Consider the following 20,723-nt stretch of genomic DNA (forward strand, 5'->3'; position numbering starts at 1 on the left):
TTTTTTGTTTCAAGTTTTTAAAAAAGGTTTCAGGTTTCAAGTTTCAAGTTTGCTTTGTTAACTTGAAAACTGAAACTTGAAACAAATTTTTAACTAGAAAATTATCCTCTTCTCAATACTTCATCAATCATTCCGTATTCTTTTGCTTCGTCAGCTTTCATCCAGTAATCACGCTCACTGTCTTTGTGTACTCTTTCAAAAGATTGTCCTGAATGCTGTGAAATGATTTTGTATAATTCATCTTTCAATTTCAACATTTCACGTAAGTTGATTTCCATATCTGTTGCAACACCTTGTGCTCCTCCAGATGGCTGGTGAATCATAACTCTTGAATGTGGTAGAGCAGAACGTTTTCCTTCAGCTCCTGCACATAATAAAACCGCTCCCATTGAAGCTGCCATACCGGTACAAATTGTTGCTACGTCTGGTTTGATGTATTGCATGGTGTCATAAATTCCCAAACCTGCGTAAACGCTTCCTCCTGGAGAATTTAGATAAATTTGAATATCTTTTGAAGCATCGGCACTTTCTAAAAATAATAATTGCGCCTGAACGATATTTGCGATTTGATCGTCGATACCCGTTCCTAAAAAGATAATTCTGTCCATCATTAATCTTGAAAACACATCTAATTGAGAAACATTCAACTGGCGTTCTTCGATAATGTATGGAGTCATGTTTGTTGGGTTCATTGCCGCTACGATTTTATCGTAGTACATTGCGTTTACTCCCTGGTGCTTTGTAGCAAATTTTTTAAATTCTTTACCGTAGTTCATATTTTATGTGTATAAGTTTTACTTAATTTTTGGTATTATATTTTTATTTCCCACAAAGGTCATACCCTTTTATAAAGAATGTCAATATGTCCTATTTTTTGTTTCAGGTTCCAAGTTTTTTGAAGTTCGAAAACCTAAAACCTGAAACAAAAAAACTTGAAACAAAAAAATAAGCGTCAAGAAAAATCTCTTGACGCTCAAATATAACTATTTTTTATCTTTCGATATCTGTAATAAAATCTTAAATTTTAGAATAAATACAATCGGTTGTACTTCTAACTTTTAACCTTATAACTTTTGACTTTTCAGATAGAATTATTCTCCGTAAGATGCAGCAATAAATTCTTCGTAAGTTACTTCTTTAGTTGTTGGATTTGCTTTTTCTTTAAACACTTCTAACAATTTTTCAGCTACAACTTGCTCAGAAAGTCTTTTCACTTCTTCCTGGTTAGATAAAACTCTAGCCACGATTCCTTGAACTTCTTCGTCAGTTGGATTTGTTTGTCCAAATTGAGCCATTTGTTGTCTGATTGCGTTTGTTGTAAAAGCTTTCAAATCTTCAAATGTAATTTGGATATTGCTTTGAGCCATTGCTTTTCCTTCAATTAATTGAAAACGTAATCCTTTTTCAGATCTTGCGTATTCAACTTCAGCTTCTTCTGCAGAAAGTTTTTTCTCTCCAACAGTTTGCAACCATTTTTTAAGGAATTCTGCAGGTAAATCAAATTTTGTGTTTTCGATTAGGAAATCCTGAACGTCTAACAATAATTTTTGATCTGCTTGTTGTGCAAATTGCGCTTCAGCATCTTCTTTAATTTTAGCTTTTAAATCTTCAAGAGAAGCTACTTTTCCTTCACCAAAAAGTTTATCAAATAACTCCTGGTTTAATTCTGCCAATTCAGCTCCGTTTATAGCTTCGATAGTAAAGTTTACTTCAACATCTAAACCGTGAACATCATCATGAGATACTTTTAAGTAATCCATTAATTGGTGATCATCTTCAAATAAACCTTTTGTGCTTACAGTTACAACATCACCAACTTTTTTACCGATGAATTTATCAGCAGCAGCTTTGTTGAAAGTAGATACAGAAATTGTAGTTGTATTGCTAATACCTTTTTCTTCGTTTGTGAAAGTTCCGGTTAAATCAGAATCAGCATCAACTTTATCTTGTGGAATTGCTTTTCCGAATTGTTTTTGGATACGCTCAACTTGTCCGTCGATTAATTTATCATCAGCTGTAACGATATATTTTACGATATTGTTTTTAGCTTCTAAATCAATTTCAAAGTTTGGCACTAAACCAATTTCGTATTCGAAAGTTAGTTCTTCAGCATCCCAATCAAAGTTTTCATTTTCTTTAGCAAGAGGAGTTCCTAAAAGATTTAATCTTTCAGATTGAACAAAACGCTCTAAAGCCAAATCAACTACTTTTTTAACTTCTTCCTGCTTAATTGCTTTTCCGTATTGTTTTTCAACAAGATCTTTAGGAACTTGTCCTTTTCTAAAACCTTTAACGGTAGCCAAAGGCATTTTTTCGTTTATTCTTTTTGCTACCTGACCTTTGTAATCCATGTGAACAACTGTCATTACAATTGTTTCATTCACAGCGTCTGTTGCTACTCTTTTAATATCCATCTTCTTCTTTAATTTACGTAATAAAATTGGGTTGCAAAATTATAAAATTTTTGCAACCCAGCCAAGTTTTTAACCTATTGTATTTGAAGACGTTTTAAACGTCATTTCTATTTTTATTTTTTATCGTCTCCCAGAATTTTGTAAGTAATAGACTGAAGAATAGACAATATGACACTAAATATTAAGGCTGTCCAAAAAGAATCTACTGCAAAACCTCCAACTATATTGGTACACAATAAAATGATTATCGCATTTATAACCAGTAAAAACAATCCTAAAGTAATCACCGTTACCGGCAAAGTCAGGATAACTAAGATTGGTTTTATAAAAAGATTAAGCAATCCCAAAACCACTGCAACAATTACCGCTGTACCAAAACTTGCTACATGAACGCCTGACAAAAGATTAGCAAGTAGTAAAACTAGGGCTGCAGTAACAAGAAGTCTAAGTAATAATTTCATATTTTTTCTGATTTAAAATTTTAATAAAAGTAATAAAATATTTGCCAAAATGATTACTCTTTTAAAAAGGCAGTTGTTAATTCAAAAAACATTTTAGGGTTTTCGGCATGAAGCCAATGGCCGGCATTTGGAATTGTTTCAACTTTTAAATCCGGAAAATGGGTGCGTATCTGATCAAGATCAGTATCCTGAACATAACCCGAATTTCCGCCGCGGATAAATAATGTTGGTTTTTCGAAAACCAAATCATCTGCCAGAGCTTTTCCAATTGCATCAAGATTATTATTGAAAACTTCGAGATTAAATCGAAATGCCAGTTGTCCCGGTTCTTTCCAATATAAATTCTTTAATAAAAACTGACGCGTTCCAAAATCAGAAACATATTGCGCTACAATTTCCTCAACATCGTTTCGACTTGGTTTTACAGAAAAATCAACTGCATTTAATCCTGCCAAAATATCCTGATGATGTTGTTTGTAAAATTTAGGGCCAATATCTGCCACAATCAATTTATCTACAATTTCAGGATGGGTTGTTGCAAAAAGCATGGCGACTTTCCCCCCCATCGAATGCCCTAAAATATCTGTTTTACTTAATTGATTGGCCTGGCAATATTCGAAAACATCCTGAACCATAGCTTCGTAACTCCATTCATCTGAATGAAAACTGCGTCCGTGATTTCTTAAATCTAAAATATGAACCTGAAATCCGGCTTCTACATATTGCCCCGCAAGTGTTTTCCAATTATCAGACATTCCGAGAAATCCGTGCATGATGATGAAAGGTTTCCCTTCGCCTTCTATTTTTGAGTATAACATTTATATTAATTTTTAGCTTATTACAAAGTTAAAAAACTTATCCAGCAATATAAGCACAATAATTTTGAAGAAATCATTTTATTTAAAAAAACTCTCGAACTTTACGGTTTCCCGTAAACAAAGAACAATTTGAAAGTGTATATTCGCGCCTAGAAATCAAACCCAAAATTTGATTCAATTTATTTAATTAAAACACCAATCCATGATTAAAAAATTCCTTTTATTATCGTTAGTTGCTTCTCAACTTATGATTTCATGTTCTAGTGATGACAGTCCGGAAACTGACCCTGTTGTAATTGACCCTGTTGTGCCTGAGCAAACTTTAGCAGAACAAATTGCTAACATTATCAAACAGCCTTATTCTAAATTGACTCCTACTGAGCAAAAAGTAAAATTAGAGGCAGAAGCTAATGAAATGTTAGTTCAACTAGACAAAACTAAAAAACTAAGTGCAATTGAAACAATTGAAAACTTAAACAGATTATTAGACATTAGTCCTGTTGATATTTTTAACGGAAAAAACGATAATGAAGTAGAAGACATTATCAATGTTGCCGGAGTTTACGGAATTTACACTTGGGATAATGCCGGTAAAGTTTGGGTAAAAACAGCTTCGACTTCAGAATTAAAATTTGTTTTTCCTGCTAAAGAAACTCAAACTACAAATAATGCTACATTCACTAGCAAAAGTGTTTCTTCAGATATTAAAGTTAAAATTGAAGATACTTACGATTGGCAAACTGAAGTAAAAACAAATGATTATGTTTTTTTACCAACTTCAGCAGATGCAACTTTAACAATCGACAATACTGCTGTAGCTTCATTTACACAAACTGCAAAATATTCTAACGGAAAAGAAGTTCCTAATGAGTTTGCGTACAAAATGACTTTAAGTGATGGCTATACTTGGGAAATGAGTGGTGTTAAAGCTACAGAAAACACTTCAAAAGGTGCTCTTACTTACAACGGTAAAAGTTTACTTTCATTTAACTCAGGAAGCACTGCAAGTATTGATGCTTTAATGACTAACGACGAATTAGTACAATATAGAGGTAAAGCAAACGGATTAGTGCAACTTTTAGACAATTTTCTAATTATTGCTGATATGGACTTAGCTACAGCAGCAGCTGACGAAATTGCTTTAGAAAAAACAATGGTATATTCTAATTACGACACTAAAAACCATTATGCAGATGAAAATTCAAACAACCTTAAATATTCTCAAGGTACTGTTGCAAGTTTCAATAAAAATTCAAAGTTAATTTTAGTATCTAAAAAAGACGGAACTAAAATAGCTGATATTGTTCAGCACTCTGAAAAAGCAGACACCTACACATATAATATAAAATGGGTAACTGATGCAACTGCAAGCAATGGAGGTTACTGGGCTTCTGACGACAACTCGACTGTAACTGTTAATTATTATAACGAAGTATATTACTTAAAGTTCGGAGATAATACAGAAGTAGAAATGAGCGCTTATTTCTCAACAGGATTTAGCGGCTTTGAAGCTAAATTTGAAGAATTTATCAAAGCTTTTGAGAACTAATTATTCTTTAAAATTATAACATAAATCCGGTTTGAAACTATTCAAACCGGATTTTTTTGTCATTTATTTATAAAACTTAAAGTCTTTAGTGATAAATTGTAAGTTTTTTATATCAAAAAATGTATATTGCGATTAATTAAGAGTACGAAAAATCTTAAAATTTTTAATTAAATCAAAATCAAATCATGATTAAAAAAATTGTATTATTATCATTAATTGTTCCTCAACTTACGGTTTCATGTTCTAGTGACGACAGTCCGGAAACTATAAAAGATCCCGTAACAGAAGAACCTGTAAAAGACAAAACCCTTGCTGAAGAAATAGCCGAGATACTTAAACAACCTTATTCTAATTTAACTCCAGCAGAGCAAAAGGTAAAACTGGAAGCTGAAGCTAATGAAATATTGGTTCAGTTAGAAAAAACAAAAAACTCTGGCGCTATTGGAGCAATGGAAAATTTAAACAGATTATTAGACGTCGATTTTGTTGATATTTTTAACGGACAAAACAACAATCAGGTAGAAGACATCTTAAATGTTTCTGGTGTTTATGGTATTTATAGTTGGAACAACGCACAAAAAAAATGGCTTAAAACAGATTCAGCAACTGAATTAAAATTTGTTTTCCCTGCTAAAGCATCTCAAACTGAAAACAACGCATCATTTTCTGCAAAAAGTGTTTCTTCTGATATAAAAGTAAAAATTGAAGATAGCTATAGATATTGGATTTATGATGAACAAACTCAACAAGGTGCTTTTATTCCTGCTGTAAATGATCACATCTTTTTACCTACATCTACAGATGCAATTTTAACAATTGACAATGCTCAAGCTGCTACGTTTACACAAACAGCAAGCTATTCTAACGGAAAAGAGGCTCCAGATGACTTTACATATAAAATGATTCTAAATGATGGGTATACCTGGGAAATGAGTGGTAAAAAAGGAATTGAAAGTACCTCAAAAGGTCTTCTTACTTATAACGGGAAAACCATACTTGACTTTAATGCAGGAAGTAATGCAAATATAGATGTATTGATTGAAAATGATACACTTGTTCAATACAGAGGAAAAGCTAATGGATTAATGAATTTAATGGACAATTTTATTATTATTGCAGATATGGATTTGGCGGCCGAAGCAGCCGAGAATGCAACTTTAAAAAGCATAGCTAGCCCTTTGTTTCCAGATCAATACGACGCTAATACCAATTTTAAAGCATACTATACAGCTAGGAATAAATACGAGAAAATCTTATCTGAAAATAAGGCCGCAAATTTCAACAAAAACATGAAGTTAATTTTAGTTTCTAAAAAAGACGGAACTAAAATAGCCGATCTTGTTAAGCATTCAGAAAAATCAGGTGACGATTATGTTTTCAACTTGCCTGTTTGGAATGCTACAAATAATTATTGGGAATACAGTAGTAACGGAGAATCGTTTTCTCAACCATACCTTAACGAAGTGTTATATTTAAAATTTAGCGATAATACTGAGGTTGAATTTAGCGCATATTTCTCAACACTATATGATAAATTTCAAACTCAATTTGGAGATTTTATTAAATCTTTTGGAAAAAAATAGTTTTTTAAATTTTAATTTAAAAAACCGGTTTGAAATTATTTCAAACCGGTTTTATTTTTTTGGAGGTGTTTTAACAATTAAAGTACTTTGACCATATCCTGCCCAAATACCAAGACCGCCTTTTATATTCGATTTCAAACTTGTATTCGACGGATAAATTGGATTTTTACTGTTAACAATTTCATTTTGCCAGCTGTTCCAGAAATCCAAAGTGTCTTTGTTTTGCGTTCTTAATTTCACATAAATTAAATCTCCATCAGCAAAATAAGGGGTGAATTTTGTTTTAGGAAAAAGTAAAATTCCTCTGTTTACCTGTATAGAAACATTTGCTGACGTGAAATTTTTATCATCCAGATTTCCATAAAATGCAGGAACAAAAATAGGTTCTTCGGCATCAATTTTTGTTGCAACCTGATAATAATTTTTATCTTCTAAAGGATCATCAAATTTCACAAAAACATAACCTGTTGTATCTGTAGCATTCTTTTTTACATACTCTGCACTTTTGATCGCAACAGTTTTAGGAATTGTTGTTACGGCTTCGATAACGCGGCTTAAATATTCTATTTTTAGCGAATACTCTTTTCCAGCTTCCCCTTTTAAAGTTGTTCCGTAGTATACAAAAGGCGGAACTCTGTTTTTGTCATTTTTTACTCGTAAAACTTCTGAAGTCTGACCATCAGAAATTGTGATTTTTGCTGATCGAATAACATGATTTAAAACATTTGTAGAGTCAATTACATCTGTAACGGGAATACTGCTAGAAAGCAAAACCTGAGCATAATCACCCTCTTCTATCCAGCCTTCTACAACAATTTTAGACTCGATACTTTGTTCGCTAAAATCGTCTTTAGAGCAGCTCATTATTACTAAAGTAAAAAGAAATAATAAATATTTTTTCATCTTTTAAAATTTAAATCTCCAGCTTATTGAAGGCAATATTCGATACAACACTTTTTTATCCTGTTTTACAACCACACTACTTTTATCATCAGCAACTTTAACATCCAAAACAACATAAATTGGATTATCAATATTAAAAGTATTATAGATTGAAAAGTTCAGGGCACTTTCTTTTTTATTTGTTTTAAAAAAGAAATAGTTTGCCGAAAGATCGGTACGAATATAATTTGGCATTTGCGCATTATTATATTCTGAATACTCTTTGACAGGATTATTATTGATAAAATACCAGGAAGTTGGCATTGTAAATCGATTTCCGGAACTGAATATTTGGGTAACACCAAAACTCCACTTTGAATTTAAATCGTACATTCCAACTAAAGAGAGATTATGACGTCTGTCATATTTGGCAAAATACGTCTTTCCATTATTGAGTTCATCAAAATTTCTATCAGACCAGCTTAACGTATAACTTAACCAGCCGGTAAATTTCCCGTTATTTTTTCGCAGCATAAATTCGAGACCGTACGTTTTTCCCTTACCCACCAATAAATCATTTTTTAGAGTCGTAGTTTCATTAAACTGAGTTATACCATAAGGATATTCCAGTAAATCTTTCATGGAGCGATAAAATCCTCCAAAAGAAGAAACCAAATTCTTTGAAATGTTTTGATTTGAACCAATTGCAAACTCATCTGAAGATTGCGGTTTAATTCCGTCTGAACTGGCAATCCAGAAATCTGTCGGAATTCCAACACTTGAAGTGGTAATCAAACTCAAATATTGATATTGTTTGTTATAAGATCCGTAAAAGGAAAATTTTTCATTTGCAACGTAATTCAACAGTACCCGAGGCTGAAAATGCAAATACGAACTTTGTGATCGTGACGTATAATAATTTATCCTCAAGCCCAGTTCTGCGTTTAATTTGTCTGTTAGTTTTGGTTTGATGGTAGTAAAAATCGCTGCTTCATTGGCAGTAATCATACTATTTTGAGATGCATTGTTTGAACCGCTAAAGTTTTCAACATTCACTTTTTGAGGCTGCAAATCATGATAAACATATTGCAATCCAGACTCGACAGGAATGTCTTTTATCCAAAAACGAAATGAATTTGTAAAACCAAAATCTTTCACAGACGAAGAAACTCCAAACTGAATTGTTGCTTGTTCCATACTCAAATCATTAGAATATTGGCTAAAATAAACAGCATTTGACATGCTTATTTTTGAAGAAAATGCTGTGGTTACAGAAGGAGAAACTGTAAAATTACTCCATTTCAGACTGGTTTTTAAAGATAAATTATCATCATTAATTTTTAATTTATCACCACTAACAAAAGCATCAACAGCAAATAGATTGTTTTTAGAAATCTGAGATACAAAAGTGATATTCCCGTCTGAAAATCCATACTTCATATTCTGAACATCATTATTTTCGGATGAAGAATTTATCAATGGCGCAATAATTTCATCGATATACGTTTTTCTACCAGATAGATAAAGACCTGTCTTTTCACTAATTGGCAAAGCCAAAGTTAATTGTGAAGCCAAAATCCCAACATTCCCCTGAATGGAAAATTCAGTAGGTATTTTTTTGTTCGGAATTAAAAGTGTCGTCGAACTTAATCGTCCTCCGTACTTTGCATTCGAACTTGACTTGTCAAATTCTACCTCCTTAATATGATCAGCATTGTAAAAAGGAAAAATACCTAACAAATGTGACATTCCATAAACCGGAGTTCCATTATATAATATTGCATTATGTCCCGGATCACCACCTCTTACGTATAAATATCCATTAGCATCGCCAGAATTTTGAACTCCGGGTGTTAATTGCAAAATCTTTATAATATCGGTTGTTCCTAAAACGGTTGGTAACGAAGACAATTCTTTTAAATTGAAAGATAATTTTCCTCCTGATAAAGTTGAAATACCATTTTTTTTATCATTCTCTATAATCACTTCTTTTAAAAGAGAAATATCTTTTTCTAAAACAATTGAAATTATGGTATCTTTTACAAGATCAATATTGAGGGTTTTATTGAGATAACCCAATTGATTAATTGAAATTGTGATTTTTCCTAAAGAAATATCTTTTGAAAAATTACCAAGTGTATCACTTAGTACAGAATACTTTTGATTATTTGTATCGAAAGAAATACCGGCACCAATTAAATTTTCATTTTCAGAAGATTTTACATTTCCTTTTATATTGGCTTGGGATTGCGCAAATAAACCGGAAAAACACAATAAACAAAAAATAATAATTGATTTCGACACTAGCTTTTTATATGAAAAGTGCGAAAGTAAACAATTATAACCCAATTACATCAGGTTATAATTGTTTTAATTTTTAAACTTATTTCAATTTATTTAAGTACATATTCACAACATTATCCAAACCAAGATAAAGTGCTTCAGAAATTAAGGCATGCCCAATAGAAACCTCTAATAAACCGGGAATGTTTTGTTTGAAAAACTGAATGTTATCTAAACTTAAATCATGTCCTGCATTAATTCCCAAACCTAATTCGTTTGCCAATTCTGCAGCTTTTACATAAGGATCAATTCCGTTTTTATTTCCTAAACTATATTGATGTGCAAATGCTTCGGTGTATAATTCAATCCTGTCTGTTCCTGTTTTTTTTGCTCCTTCAATCATTTCATTAATAGGATCAACAAAAATCGAAGTTCTGATTCCGTTACGTTGAAATTCCTGAATAACTTCCGTTAAGTATTCCTGATTTTTTATTGTATCCCAGCCTGCGGAAGAAGTTATAGCCCCAATCGCATCGGGAACCAAGGTAACCTGAGTGGGTTTGCATTCTAAAACCAAATCAATAAAATTATGCTGCGGATTTCCTTCAATATTATATTCGGTATAAACAATTGGTTTTAAATCCCGCGCATCCTGATAACGAATATGACGCTCATCCGGACGTGGATGAATGGTAATTCCCTGACCTCCAAAATTCTGAATATCGGCAGCTACTTTTAGTAAATCAGGAACATTTCCGCCTCTTGCATTACGTAAGGTTGCAATTTTATTGATATTTACACTTAACTTTGTCATATAAATAGATAATTAATTCTAGTAACACTATATTTGTTACGACAAAAATACAAAGTAAAACGTAGCAGTTTTTGCTATTTTTTGATTATTTTGCATCAAATATCTTCAATTGATTTATGACAGAAATTACAAACTATATCACAAACGATTTTCGAGCAATTGATAGCCAGGAAACGATCGCATCGGTTCAGGACTTTTTTGCTGACTTGAATTTTTCTCATTTTCCAATTTTGGAAAACGGTATTTTCATTGGGAGTATTGCTTCTGACGATGTTGAAACTTTTGACACTGACAAAAAAGCAATTGATTACAAATATACTTTAGAACGATTTTTTGCCAGAAAATCAATGATGTGGCTAGATGTTTTAGAAGTATTTGCAAAAAATCATACTAATACTGTTCCGGTTATTGATGAAAATAATATCTATGTAGGTTATTATGAAATGGAAGACATCATGAAGTTTTTTCAGGAAACTCCATTTTTGAAAGAACAAGGCGGTATCATTATTGTTCAAAAAGGACTTTTGGATTATTCTATGGGTCAGGTGGCACAAATAGTTGAAAGCAATAATGGAAAAATTTTAGGTTGTTTTGTTTCTGAAGCTGATTTGGAAAATGTTCAGATTACAGTAAAAATTGGTGTGGGACCAATGAATGAAATTATTCAGACATTTAGACGATATAATTACGAAATCATTTCAGAACATCAGGAAGACGCCTATATAAATAGTTTAAAAGAACGTTCTGATTATTTAGACAAATACCTTAATATATAATTTGTTTGTTGAATCGGTTAATTGTTTAATCGTTTTAACGAAAAGAAATAACGATTAAACAGTTAAACAAAAAATCGATTAAACAACAAGATGAAAGTAGCCATTTACGGACAATATTACCAAAACAGTACTGAGCCTATTATTAAAGATATTTTTTTGTTTTTCAATACCAATAATGTTGAAATGGTAATAGAGGAGAACTTTCTAAAAATGCTTCATGAAAAGGAACTCGTAAAAAAAGAATATAAAACTTTTTCATCAAGTAATTCCTTAGATAATAGTTTTGAAATGTTGATAAGTATTGGTGGCGACGGAACTATATTAAGAGCCGCTACTTTAGTCCGTAATTCCGGTGTTCCAATTTTGGGAATCAATGCAGGAAGACTTGGTTTTTTGGCTACAGTACAAAAAGAAAATATTGACAGTTTTTTGCAGTTTGTGATTGATAAAAATTACACTACTTCTGAAAGAACTTTACTAAGCATAACCTGCGATCCAAAAAATGATGCTATAGAAGAAGATTTAAATTTTGCTATGAATGAAGTTACAGTGAGCAGAAAAGACACAACTTCGATGATTACCGTTGAAACTTATTTGAACAATGAATATTTAAATTCATATTGGGCAGATGGTTTGATTATTTCGACGCCAACGGGTTCAACCGGATATTCTCTAAGTTGTGGCGGACCATTGCTTACACCAGAGGTAAAAAGTTTAGTAATTACGCCTATCGCACCTCATAATTTAACCGCCAGACCACTTGTTATTCCTGACGATACCGAAATTAAGTTACGTGTATCGGGAAGAGAAGATCAATATTTAGTTTCATTAGATTCCAGAATTGCTTCTGTAAAAAACGAATCTGTTTTAACAATCAAAAAAACAGATTTTAAAATAAAAATGGTTGAAATTCCCGGTGAAACTTTCTTAAAAACCTTAAGAAATAAGCTGCTTTGGGGAGAAGACAAGAGGAATTAAGCCTTTTTCTCACACGCCACTATACGATAATACCACTTTTTCTCGTTCTGCATGTATCGAATCCTCATTAAATGTCTCAAAATCATATTGCAAATTGAAAAAAAAGCACATTTAACTAAAGCGACGTTGATTCGTATCGATAATTATTATATTTGCACGCAATTCTGAATTAAATGAAGAAAATTTTTAATTTATTGTTATGTTTTTTCCCCCTAATTACACTAAATGCTCAAATTAATGAGATTGGTGTTTTTCTTGGTGGAAGTAACTTTGTAGGTGATGTTGGTAAAACAACTTATATCGCTCCTGAAAAGTTAGCTTTTGGTGTTTTGTATAAATGGAATAAAAGTCCAAGACATTCTTACCGTTTTTCATATACACAATCTACTGTTACAGGAAATGATCGTGAATCCGAAGAAACGGGACGAAGCAATCGAGGTTACAGATTTGAAAACAATATTAAGGAACTTTCGGCCGGTTTAGAATTTAATTTTTTCGATTTTAATCTACATGATTATCATCCAAAAATTACTCCTTATATATATTCAGGATTAAGTTACTTTATGTATGATGAATTATATATTTCGGGAGGTCAAACTAGAAAAGATAAAAATTCAAGTTCAATTGCTATTCCTATAACGTTAGGAATCAAGTCAAATGTATCTCCTAATTTTGTTTTAGGCCTTGAAGTTGGAGCCCGCTATACCTTTACAGACGATATTGACGGAAGTAATCCTGGTAATAATGCCTTATCATCTTTACGATTTGGAAATTTAAATAATAACGATTGGTATGTCTTTTCAGGTGTTACTTTAACTTATACCTTTGGACAAAAACCTTGCTATTGCGCAGAATAATAAAATGAACCTAATAGACTCTATAGACAAAACAAACTTACCTAAACATCTGGCCATAATTATGGACGGGAATGGTCGCTGGGCAAAACAACAAGGGTTCTTAAGAGCTTTTGGTCACGAAAATGGTACAAAGTCAGTAAAAAAAACAATTACTACCTGTGCAAAATTGGGCATTGAGTATCTAACGCTCTATGCTTTCTCCACAGAAAACTGGAATCGCCCGAAATTAGAAGTTGAAGCTTTAATGAAAATACTAATCAATTCATTAAAAAAAGAACTAGGTACTTTACAAGAAAATAATATCAGACTTAATGCTATTGGAAATCTTGATAAATTACCAAAAACTGCTCAAAAAGAACTTCAGGACGTTATTGATAAAACAAAAAATAATACGCGCCTAACGCTAACATTGGCTTTAAGTTACGGATCACGAGAAGAATTGGTAAATGCCGTTAGAATCATCAGTGATAAAGTTAAAAATAATATAATTTCAATAGACACTATTGACGATTCAATTATAAATGAGCATCTTTACACGCAAAATTTACCTGACGTAGATTTATTAATACGAACAAGTGGAGAACATAGAATAAGTAATTTTTTGCTGTGGCAGATTGCCTACGCAGAACTATATTTTACTAATGTCTTGTGGCCAGACTTTAAAGATCAAGATTTATATGAGGCTATTATTAGTTATCAAAAAAGAGAACGTAGATTTGGAAAAACCAGTGAACAAATTAAATAATTTTTTAGTGTTACAAAAAAGAATACAAATAGTCCTTACCCTACTTCTTTTGGGTAGTTTTTCACAAATAAAAGCACAAGAAAGAGTTCCTTTTGATCAGGGAAAAAAATACATTCTTGCTAAAGTTTCTGTTGTTGGTAAAATAAGCTTCAATGAACAAACCGTTGTTACCTTTTCAGGTCTTCAAAAAGGACAGGAAATAGCCGTTCCCGGTGAAGAAATCAGTGGTGCAATCAAAAAATTGGGCAAACTTGGGCTTTTTGATGAAATTGCTTTCTACGTAAATAAAATTGATAATGATAGCATTTATCTTGACTTAAATATTGTTGAACTTCCTAAACTAAACGAGGTAAAATTTGTTGGTATCAAGAAAAGTAAAGTCGAAGGATTAATTAAGGATAACAATTTAACCAAAAATAAAATTGTAAACGAAAACTTAATTACAACAACCAAAAATTATATTGAAAATAAATATAAAAAAGAAGGTTATTATAATACCAAAGTTACTATTACAAATACACCTGCTGACACCACCGGTGGAAATCAGGTCAATATGCTTGTTCGCGTAGACAAAGGCGATAAAGTAAAAATTAGTAAAATTGACTTCATTGGTAATGAAAAACTTACTGATAATCAGTTAAGAGCAGCGATGAAGGATACTAAACAAAAAAACTTTTTACGTATTCTAAAAAAGTCAAAATTTATTCCTGAAAAATACAAAGCCGATTTAGAAAAGGTTGTTGCTACTTATAAAGAAAAAGGATATCGTGATGCCCGTATTATTTATGATTCTGTAACCTATAATAAGGAGAAGAATATGTTGGCTATAAAAATCAATATGGAGGAAGGAAATAAATATTACTTCGGAAATATTAAATTTTTAGGAAACACAGTATACTCAGATCAACTTTTGAACCGTTATTTAGGAATTAAAAAAGGTGAAACATATAATGGAGTTTTACTAGAAAAAAGAATTGCTGATAAAACAAAACCTGATGCAGAAGACATTACAAACTTATACCAAAACAATGGTTATTTGTTTTCTAACATCAATGCTGTAGAGGTAAGAACAGTTAATGACACTATCGATTTTGAAATTAGAGTTACCGAAGGTCCTATCGCTTATTTTAATAAAATATCAGTTGTAGGAAATGACAAAACAAACGATCATGTTATTTACCGTGAATTAAGAACTAAACCTGGAGAAAAATATAGTAAAGAACAATTAGTTAGAACTATTCGTGAAATTGGGCAATTAGGATTCTTTGATCCTGAAGCTATTGATCCAAAATTCAAAAATGTTGATGCCGGTGCAGGAACAGTTGATATTGAATATCATGTAGTAGAAAAAGGATCCAGCCAGGTCGAACTTCAGGGTGGTTACGGTGGAGGTGGCTTCATTGGAACTTTAGGGCTTTCATTCAATAACTTCTCGGTAAGAAATATTTTTAAGAAAGAAGCTTATAAGCCTTTACCAATGGGAGATGGTCAAAAAGTATCTCTTCGTTTACAAGGAAGTACCTATTTCCAAACGTATAGTTTATCATTTTCTGAACCATGGTTTGGAGGAAAAAAACCAGTACAATTTAGCTCATCTATTTCTTATAGTACGCAATTTCTTAATAATTATATTACCAGAGATGTTGATAAGAGCAAAAGTTTTAATATTTTTACAGTCCAGGTTGGACTTGCTAAAAGGCTGACAGTGCCGGATGATTATTTTGTATTATCACAATCTATCAGTTATCAGCATTATGATTTAAATAACTATAATACAGGTTTATTTACCTTTGGTAACGGAGCGTCAAGAAACTTAGCTTATACGATCGGAATTTCAAGAAGTAATAAAGGGGTTAACCCGATATTCCCAACTTATGGTTCTGAGTTTAGTATCTCTGCAAAAGTGACACCTCCATATTCATTATTTAATGGAATTAACTATTCAGATTTACAAAATCAAAAGGAATATAAAACGAAATATACAGGAACAGAAGTAATTTCAGGTGCAGATGGACAGCCAATTAGTCCTGGAGATTATACAAAAACTGAAACAGTAAACGGAACATCCGGTACTGTAGGGGTAGGATCTGATTATGGAAGCGCTGATACTGATGTTGGAAAGGTTGACCAAAAGAAATACAACTGGTTAGAATACTATAAAGTTAAATTTAAAGCAGACTGGTATACTAAAGTATATGGTAAATTAGTTTTAAGAACATTAACCGAATTTGGTTTCTTAGGAGCATATGATCAGTCAAGAGGTGTTGTACCTTTCGAACGTTTTTATTTAGGAGGAGACGGAATGGCTAACTATTCTATGGATGGTAGAGAAACTATTCAGTTAAGAGGTTACCCAAATAACTCATTAACGCCGGTGAACGCAGCCGGAGATCAAATTGGAGCAACTATTTATAATAAATTCTCAATGGAGTTACGTTATCCAATTACGTTAAAAGCATCAGCATCTATTTATGCTTTGACCTTTTTGGAAGCAGGATCATCATATCCAACTTTTAAAGATTATAACCCATTTGATTTAAATCGTTCTGCTGGTGTTGGTTTACGTGTATTTATGCCTGCATTTGGATTATTAGGTATTGATTTTGGTTATGGATTTGACGCTCTGCCAGGATCTGTTACAAATAAAGCAAATGGATGGGAAACACACTTTATCATTGGACAACAATTTTAGTGTAGTTTTTAGTACAAATTTTATTACATTTGGCTAAAAATTTCAAAATAAAGTAATGTTATGAGAAAACAATTTTTATTTATATTTTTAGCCTTGGTTGTAGCTTTTACAAGTCAAGCGCAGACAAGGACGACTAGGATTGGCTACATCGACATGGAATATATTTTAGAAAATGTTTCCGATTATAAGGAAGCAAAAGCCCAATTGGAGCTAAAAGCTCAAAAATGGAAGCAAGAAATAGAAACCAAAAAACTGGAAATCAACAAACTCAAAGAAAATCTTAAAGCCGAAAAAGCTTTACTTACTAAGGAGCTTATTGATGAAAGAGAAAGTGAAATTAAATTTCAGGAAGATGAAATGATGGATTATCAGCAAAAGCAATTTGGTGCTGATGGAAATTTAATTCGACATAAGGCAGCCTTAGCAAAACCTATACAAGATCAGGTTTTTACAGCTGTTCAGGATATTGCAGAAGCTAAAAACTATGATTTTGTTTTTGACAAGTCATCGGATTTAACAATGCTTTTTAGCAATAAAAGATTTGATATTAGTGATCAGGTTATACGTGTACTAAACAGAACTGATAAGCGAGAGCAATTGAATAAAAAACAGTTGAAAGAGCAAGAAGTTAAAGAAAGCCGTGAAAATGCTATTGATGAAAATCCTGAAATGGCAGAAAGACAAAAGGTATTAGATGAAAGAAAGGCGGCAAGAGAAAAATTGATCGAAGACAGAAGGCTGGAACAAGAAGCTAAGAAAAAAGAATATGAAGACAGAAGAAAAGCGATCTTAGCAGAAAGAGAAGCCAAAAAAAATGGCACGGTTTCTGAACCAGCTAAAACAGAAGAAACAAAAACTGATGCTACAGCAAAACCTTCTTCAACAACAACCGAGCCCGCAGCTACAACAACGGCACCAACAAATACTGCCACTGACGCAGCAGCAGCGAAGGCCGAAGAAAGACAGAAGATTTATGAACAGCGAAAAAAAGAGTTAGAAGAAAGAAAGAAGAAAATTTTAGAAGAACGAGAAGCGGCTAAAAAAGCAAAAGAAGCCGAAACACAGAAAACAAATACGACCAATAATTAATTAATATTTTTTTAAAAATGATGAAACAAATCAAAACTTTACTAATTGCTGCGATACTAGTTTTAGGAGCAAGTAACACAATGAATGCACAAGCTAAGGTAGCTCATGTTGATGTTAGCGAGATTATGTCGAAAATGCCTGCAATGCTTGATGCTCAAAATCAACTACAAAAATTAAGTGGTACATACGATACTGAATACAAAAAAATGGTTGATGAATATCAAGTAAAAATCAAAAAGTATGAGGCTGAAGCTGCTACTGTAACTGAAGCTGTAAACGGTGAGCGTTCTAAAGAAGTTCAAGACATGCAAAAAAGAATTGTTGACTATAGAGACAATGCACAAAAAGAACTACAACAAAAAGAAACTGACATCGTAAAACCATTAATGGAAAAAGTAAGAGCTTCTATCCAAAAAGTTGGAAAAGCTAAAGGTTTCCAATATGTATTAGATGGTTCTACTCTTTTATTAGCTGACGGTCCAAACATTACTGCTGACGTTAAAAAAGATTTAGGATTCTAAGAAATAATCTTATTATTAAAAATGGCTCAACTTAAAAAGTTGAGCCATTTTTTTTGCTTCTATAATTTTATTTTTACTCCTCCGTTAATGGTAAAACCTTCTGTATGCACCCATATATCATCAAAAGTTGGTGCATTGTGCGGATCATTTACAACTCTTTTATAGTTACTTTGTTTAGTATCTGTAAAGTTCTCAAAGTTGATAAAGAAAGCAAAATTCTTCCATAATGTTTTTTCAACCATAAATCCAAATTCCCAATAAGTAGGAGTTTGCATACCATTGTATAAAAATTGCTCATCTGTAAAATATCCTTCCAATCCCATTTTAAAATTATTTTCTTTCTCGTAAATCAAGGCCAGATTAACTTTATTTTTAGGCATTAACGGTAAAACCTGGTTTGCTGTCAGATACTTCGCTTTTGCATCGGTAAAAGTATAGCCAACAAAAAGTTTAAAATCATCTTTATAAATAAACTTTAAATTTGTTTCAAAACCCTGACTTAAAACAGGATCTGAGGCATTTACAAAGTAAGATCCATCAAATTCATTTTGCAAAACCAACGGTTTGTTTATTTGAGTGATAAAAAACATCTGATTAACTGAGAATTTTAAATCAGAAAAAATATTAGCTTTATAATTTACATCTGCTGTACCACCAATACTTTTTTCGGAAGTTACATTTTGTAAAGCCTGCACATTTTGATATTGCATGGTTTCCGTTTGTTCTGTAAAAACAGTTGGGATTTTATATCCTAAACCTCCACCTACTCTACTACTCCATTGCGAATTTATCCTGAACAAGGCAGAAATTTTTGGCAAGAAGAAAGTTTGATTTTTAGAGAAATTTACATTCGAATAAGAAACGTTATCTACTCGCAAACCATTTTCTAATTTTATTGCCTCAGAAACATCCCAGGTATGCTGAATATACAATCCGGTAGTAAAAGATTTTGCGTTTAAAGCACCTGAGTTTCTTTGTTCAAATTTATCATAAACCAAATTTGCACCGCTTATAAGCGAATATTTCTCTCTGTTTATAATATAAGAAGCATCCGTAAATGCATTTGTATTTAAACCCGAAAATTCATAATCCGGAATATTAATCTTTCTGTCAAAAAAACTAAGACTCTGTTTTAATTTGAAACTATTCTGATTTTCAAATTTTTTATCTAATTCAAAAGTAGTGGTATTTCGCATTGTTTTATTTTTCTCAAAATAAACATGGTAAGCATCTGCTTTTCCATCAATAACATGCATATCCCCACCTTTCATATTTGTATTAGTAAAACTATTACCAAGCATAAAACTTAAACTCTCTGAAGGATAATAAAATAAACGCGGATTAATCGTGAAATTATGTGATTTTGGCGTCTCTGAAAAATCATCATCGTCTACATCATATGCTTTTTGAAAATTAACCAATCCCAGAATAGCGTAACCAAATTTTCCTTTTCTCTTTGATGCATAAGCTCCAATATTAGTCTGGCCAATATTCGACTGATTCAAGATGAAATTATATTCTCCTTTTTCTTTCGGTGTTTTCGAAATAAAATTAATAACACCTGCAATTGCTCCACCTCCATATAGAGTTGACGAAGGCCCTTTTATGACCTCAACCTGTTGCAAATCTAAAGGCGGAATTTCGAGAATACTTAAACCACTGGCAAAATTACCAAAGTTAGCATAACCATCTTTTAATAATTGTGTATAACGACCATCAAGTCCCTGAACACGTATACTTGCATTACCACTTGTTGCAGAAGTTTGCTGTACCTGTAAACCGGTACTTTCGTGCAAAACCATGCTTACATTAGCGGGTTTCATATTAGCCTTTTCATCGAGCTCTTCGGCATCAATAGATTCGATACGTGTAGGAGTGTTTTTTATTGTTCTGCTGGTACGTGTCGATTGCACGATTACCTCATCAAGTTCTTCTTCATCTGCTGGAAATAATTCGACAGTTATAACTTCTCCATTTTGTTTTGGAAAAATTACATTCATAGAGAAATCTTCGTAACCTAATAAATTAAAAATGATTTTTTGTTCTCCATTTTCAATAGAATTCAATTCTAAAACGCCAGTATTGTCTGTTATTCCAGAAATATTAGTTTGCTGAACCTGAACAGAAACTCCAATTAAATTTTCCTGAGTTTTGTTATCTTTCACGATAACTTTTAAAGAGTTTTGACTATAGGCAAACGAACACGCAAGCAAAGCCAAAATCATACTATATTTTGTCATTTGATTTTTAAATTAAATAAA

17 protein-coding genes are annotated in these 20,723 nt (G+C 32.1%); 9 read left to right on the forward strand and 8 right to left on the reverse strand.

All coding sequences use genetic code 11. The features are described 5' to 3' along the window. Positions 1-101: 101 nt before the first annotated feature. The 4 genes from clpP to SD960_RS19675 all read right to left on the reverse strand — a co-directional run bounded on the left by clpP (position 102) and on the right by SD960_RS19675 (position 3,693). A complete protein-coding gene (gene clpP / locus SD960_RS19660) occupies positions 102-776 on the reverse strand; it encodes an ATP-dependent Clp endopeptidase proteolytic subunit ClpP (protein WP_318805501.1) in 675 nt (224 codons plus the stop codon). 315 nt (positions 777-1,091) lie between these two features. After that, entirely contained in the window at positions 1,092-2,414 is a 1,323-nt protein-coding gene (locus SD960_RS19665) for a trigger factor (protein WP_318805503.1), read from the reverse strand. 113 nt (positions 2,415-2,527) lie between these two features. Continuing rightward, the gene (locus SD960_RS19670) at positions 2,528-2,875 is read right to left on the reverse strand and encodes a phage holin family protein (RefSeq protein WP_318805504.1); all 348 of its coding nucleotides are present in this window, start codon (positions 2,873-2,875) and stop codon (positions 2,528-2,530) included. A 53-nt stretch (positions 2,876-2,928) separates the two neighbouring features. Next, positions 2,929-3,693, reverse strand: coding sequence for an alpha/beta fold hydrolase (locus SD960_RS19675; protein ID WP_318805506.1), 765 nt, complete (start codon positions 3,691-3,693; stop codon positions 2,929-2,931). A 202-nt stretch (positions 3,694-3,895) separates the two neighbouring features. Between SD960_RS19675 and SD960_RS19680 the strand changes: the two genes are divergently transcribed. Together SD960_RS19680 and SD960_RS19685 are read left to right on the forward strand one after the other, a co-directional pair. Further along, the gene (locus tag SD960_RS19680; RefSeq protein WP_318805508.1) at positions 3,896-5,242 is read left to right on the forward strand and encodes a hypothetical protein; all 1,347 of its coding nucleotides are present in this window, start codon (positions 3,896-3,898) and stop codon (positions 5,240-5,242) included. A gap of 185 nt (positions 5,243-5,427) precedes the next feature. Further along, on the forward strand, positions 5,428-6,825 hold the full coding sequence (locus tag SD960_RS19685; protein WP_318805510.1) for a hypothetical protein: 1,398 nt from the start codon (positions 5,428-5,430) through the stop codon (positions 6,823-6,825). Positions 6,826-6,876: 51 nt separating this feature from the next. Here SD960_RS19685 and SD960_RS19690 read toward each other — a convergent pair whose 3' ends face one another. The 3 genes from SD960_RS19690 to SD960_RS19700 form a co-directional block, all read right to left on the reverse strand. Further along, positions 6,877-7,728: a DUF4249 domain-containing protein gene (locus SD960_RS19690; protein ID WP_318805511.1), complete on the reverse strand. Its 852-nt coding sequence runs from the start codon at positions 7,726-7,728 to the stop codon at positions 6,877-6,879. Between the two features lie 3 nt (positions 7,729-7,731). Continuing rightward, a complete protein-coding gene (locus SD960_RS19695) occupies positions 7,732-10,011 on the reverse strand; it encodes a TonB-dependent receptor plug domain-containing protein (RefSeq protein ID WP_318805512.1) in 2,280 nt (759 codons plus the stop codon). Positions 10,012-10,090: 79 nt separating this feature from the next. Then, on the reverse strand, positions 10,091-10,804 hold the full coding sequence (locus SD960_RS19700; protein WP_318805513.1) for a pyridoxine 5'-phosphate synthase: 714 nt from the start codon (positions 10,802-10,804) through the stop codon (positions 10,091-10,093). A 116-nt stretch (positions 10,805-10,920) separates the two neighbouring features. On the opposite strand from SD960_RS19700, the gene SD960_RS19705 reads away from it, so the two are divergent. The 7 genes from SD960_RS19705 to SD960_RS19735 all read left to right on the forward strand — a co-directional run bounded on the left by SD960_RS19705 (position 10,921) and on the right by SD960_RS19735 (position 18,462). Next, complete coding sequence (locus SD960_RS19705; protein ID WP_042565682.1) at positions 10,921-11,580, forward strand: CBS domain-containing protein; 660 nt, start codon at positions 10,921-10,923, stop codon at positions 11,578-11,580. Positions 11,581-11,670: 90 nt separating this feature from the next. Further along, positions 11,671-12,558: an NAD kinase gene (locus SD960_RS19710; RefSeq protein ID WP_318805514.1), complete on the forward strand. Its 888-nt coding sequence runs from the start codon at positions 11,671-11,673 to the stop codon at positions 12,556-12,558. A 173-nt stretch (positions 12,559-12,731) separates the two neighbouring features. Then, on the forward strand, positions 12,732-13,415 hold the full coding sequence (locus SD960_RS19715; RefSeq protein ID WP_318805515.1) for a DUF6089 family protein: 684 nt from the start codon (positions 12,732-12,734) through the stop codon (positions 13,413-13,415). Between the two features lie 4 nt (positions 13,416-13,419). Beyond that, positions 13,420-14,160: an isoprenyl transferase gene (locus SD960_RS19720; protein ID WP_042565727.1), complete on the forward strand. Its 741-nt coding sequence runs from the start codon at positions 13,420-13,422 to the stop codon at positions 14,158-14,160. Next, positions 14,093-16,852, forward strand: a complete 2,760-nt coding sequence (locus tag SD960_RS19725) for an outer membrane protein assembly factor (RefSeq protein ID WP_318805516.1) — start codon at positions 14,093-14,095, stop codon at positions 16,850-16,852. The genes SD960_RS19720 and SD960_RS19725 overlap by 68 nt, the downstream gene beginning before the upstream one ends. Before the next feature lie 60 nt (positions 16,853-16,912). Next, complete coding sequence (locus SD960_RS19730) at positions 16,913-17,941, forward strand: OmpH family outer membrane protein (protein ID WP_318805517.1); 1,029 nt, start codon at positions 16,913-16,915, stop codon at positions 17,939-17,941. A 17-nt stretch (positions 17,942-17,958) separates the two neighbouring features. Next, a complete protein-coding gene (locus SD960_RS19735) occupies positions 17,959-18,462 on the forward strand; it encodes an OmpH family outer membrane protein (protein WP_207384896.1) in 504 nt (167 codons plus the stop codon). Positions 18,463-18,521: 59 nt separating this feature from the next. Here the strand turns inward: SD960_RS19735 and SD960_RS19740 are convergent, their stop codons facing one another. Continuing rightward, the gene (locus SD960_RS19740; protein WP_318805519.1) at positions 18,522-20,702 is read right to left on the reverse strand and encodes a TonB-dependent receptor domain-containing protein; all 2,181 of its coding nucleotides are present in this window, start codon (positions 20,700-20,702) and stop codon (positions 18,522-18,524) included. Positions 20,703-20,723: the final 21 nt, after the last annotated feature.

Source organism: Flavobacterium sp. MMLR14_040 (genome assembly GCF_033657265.1).
Classification (GTDB): Bacteria; Bacteroidota; Bacteroidia; order Flavobacteriales; family Flavobacteriaceae; genus Flavobacterium.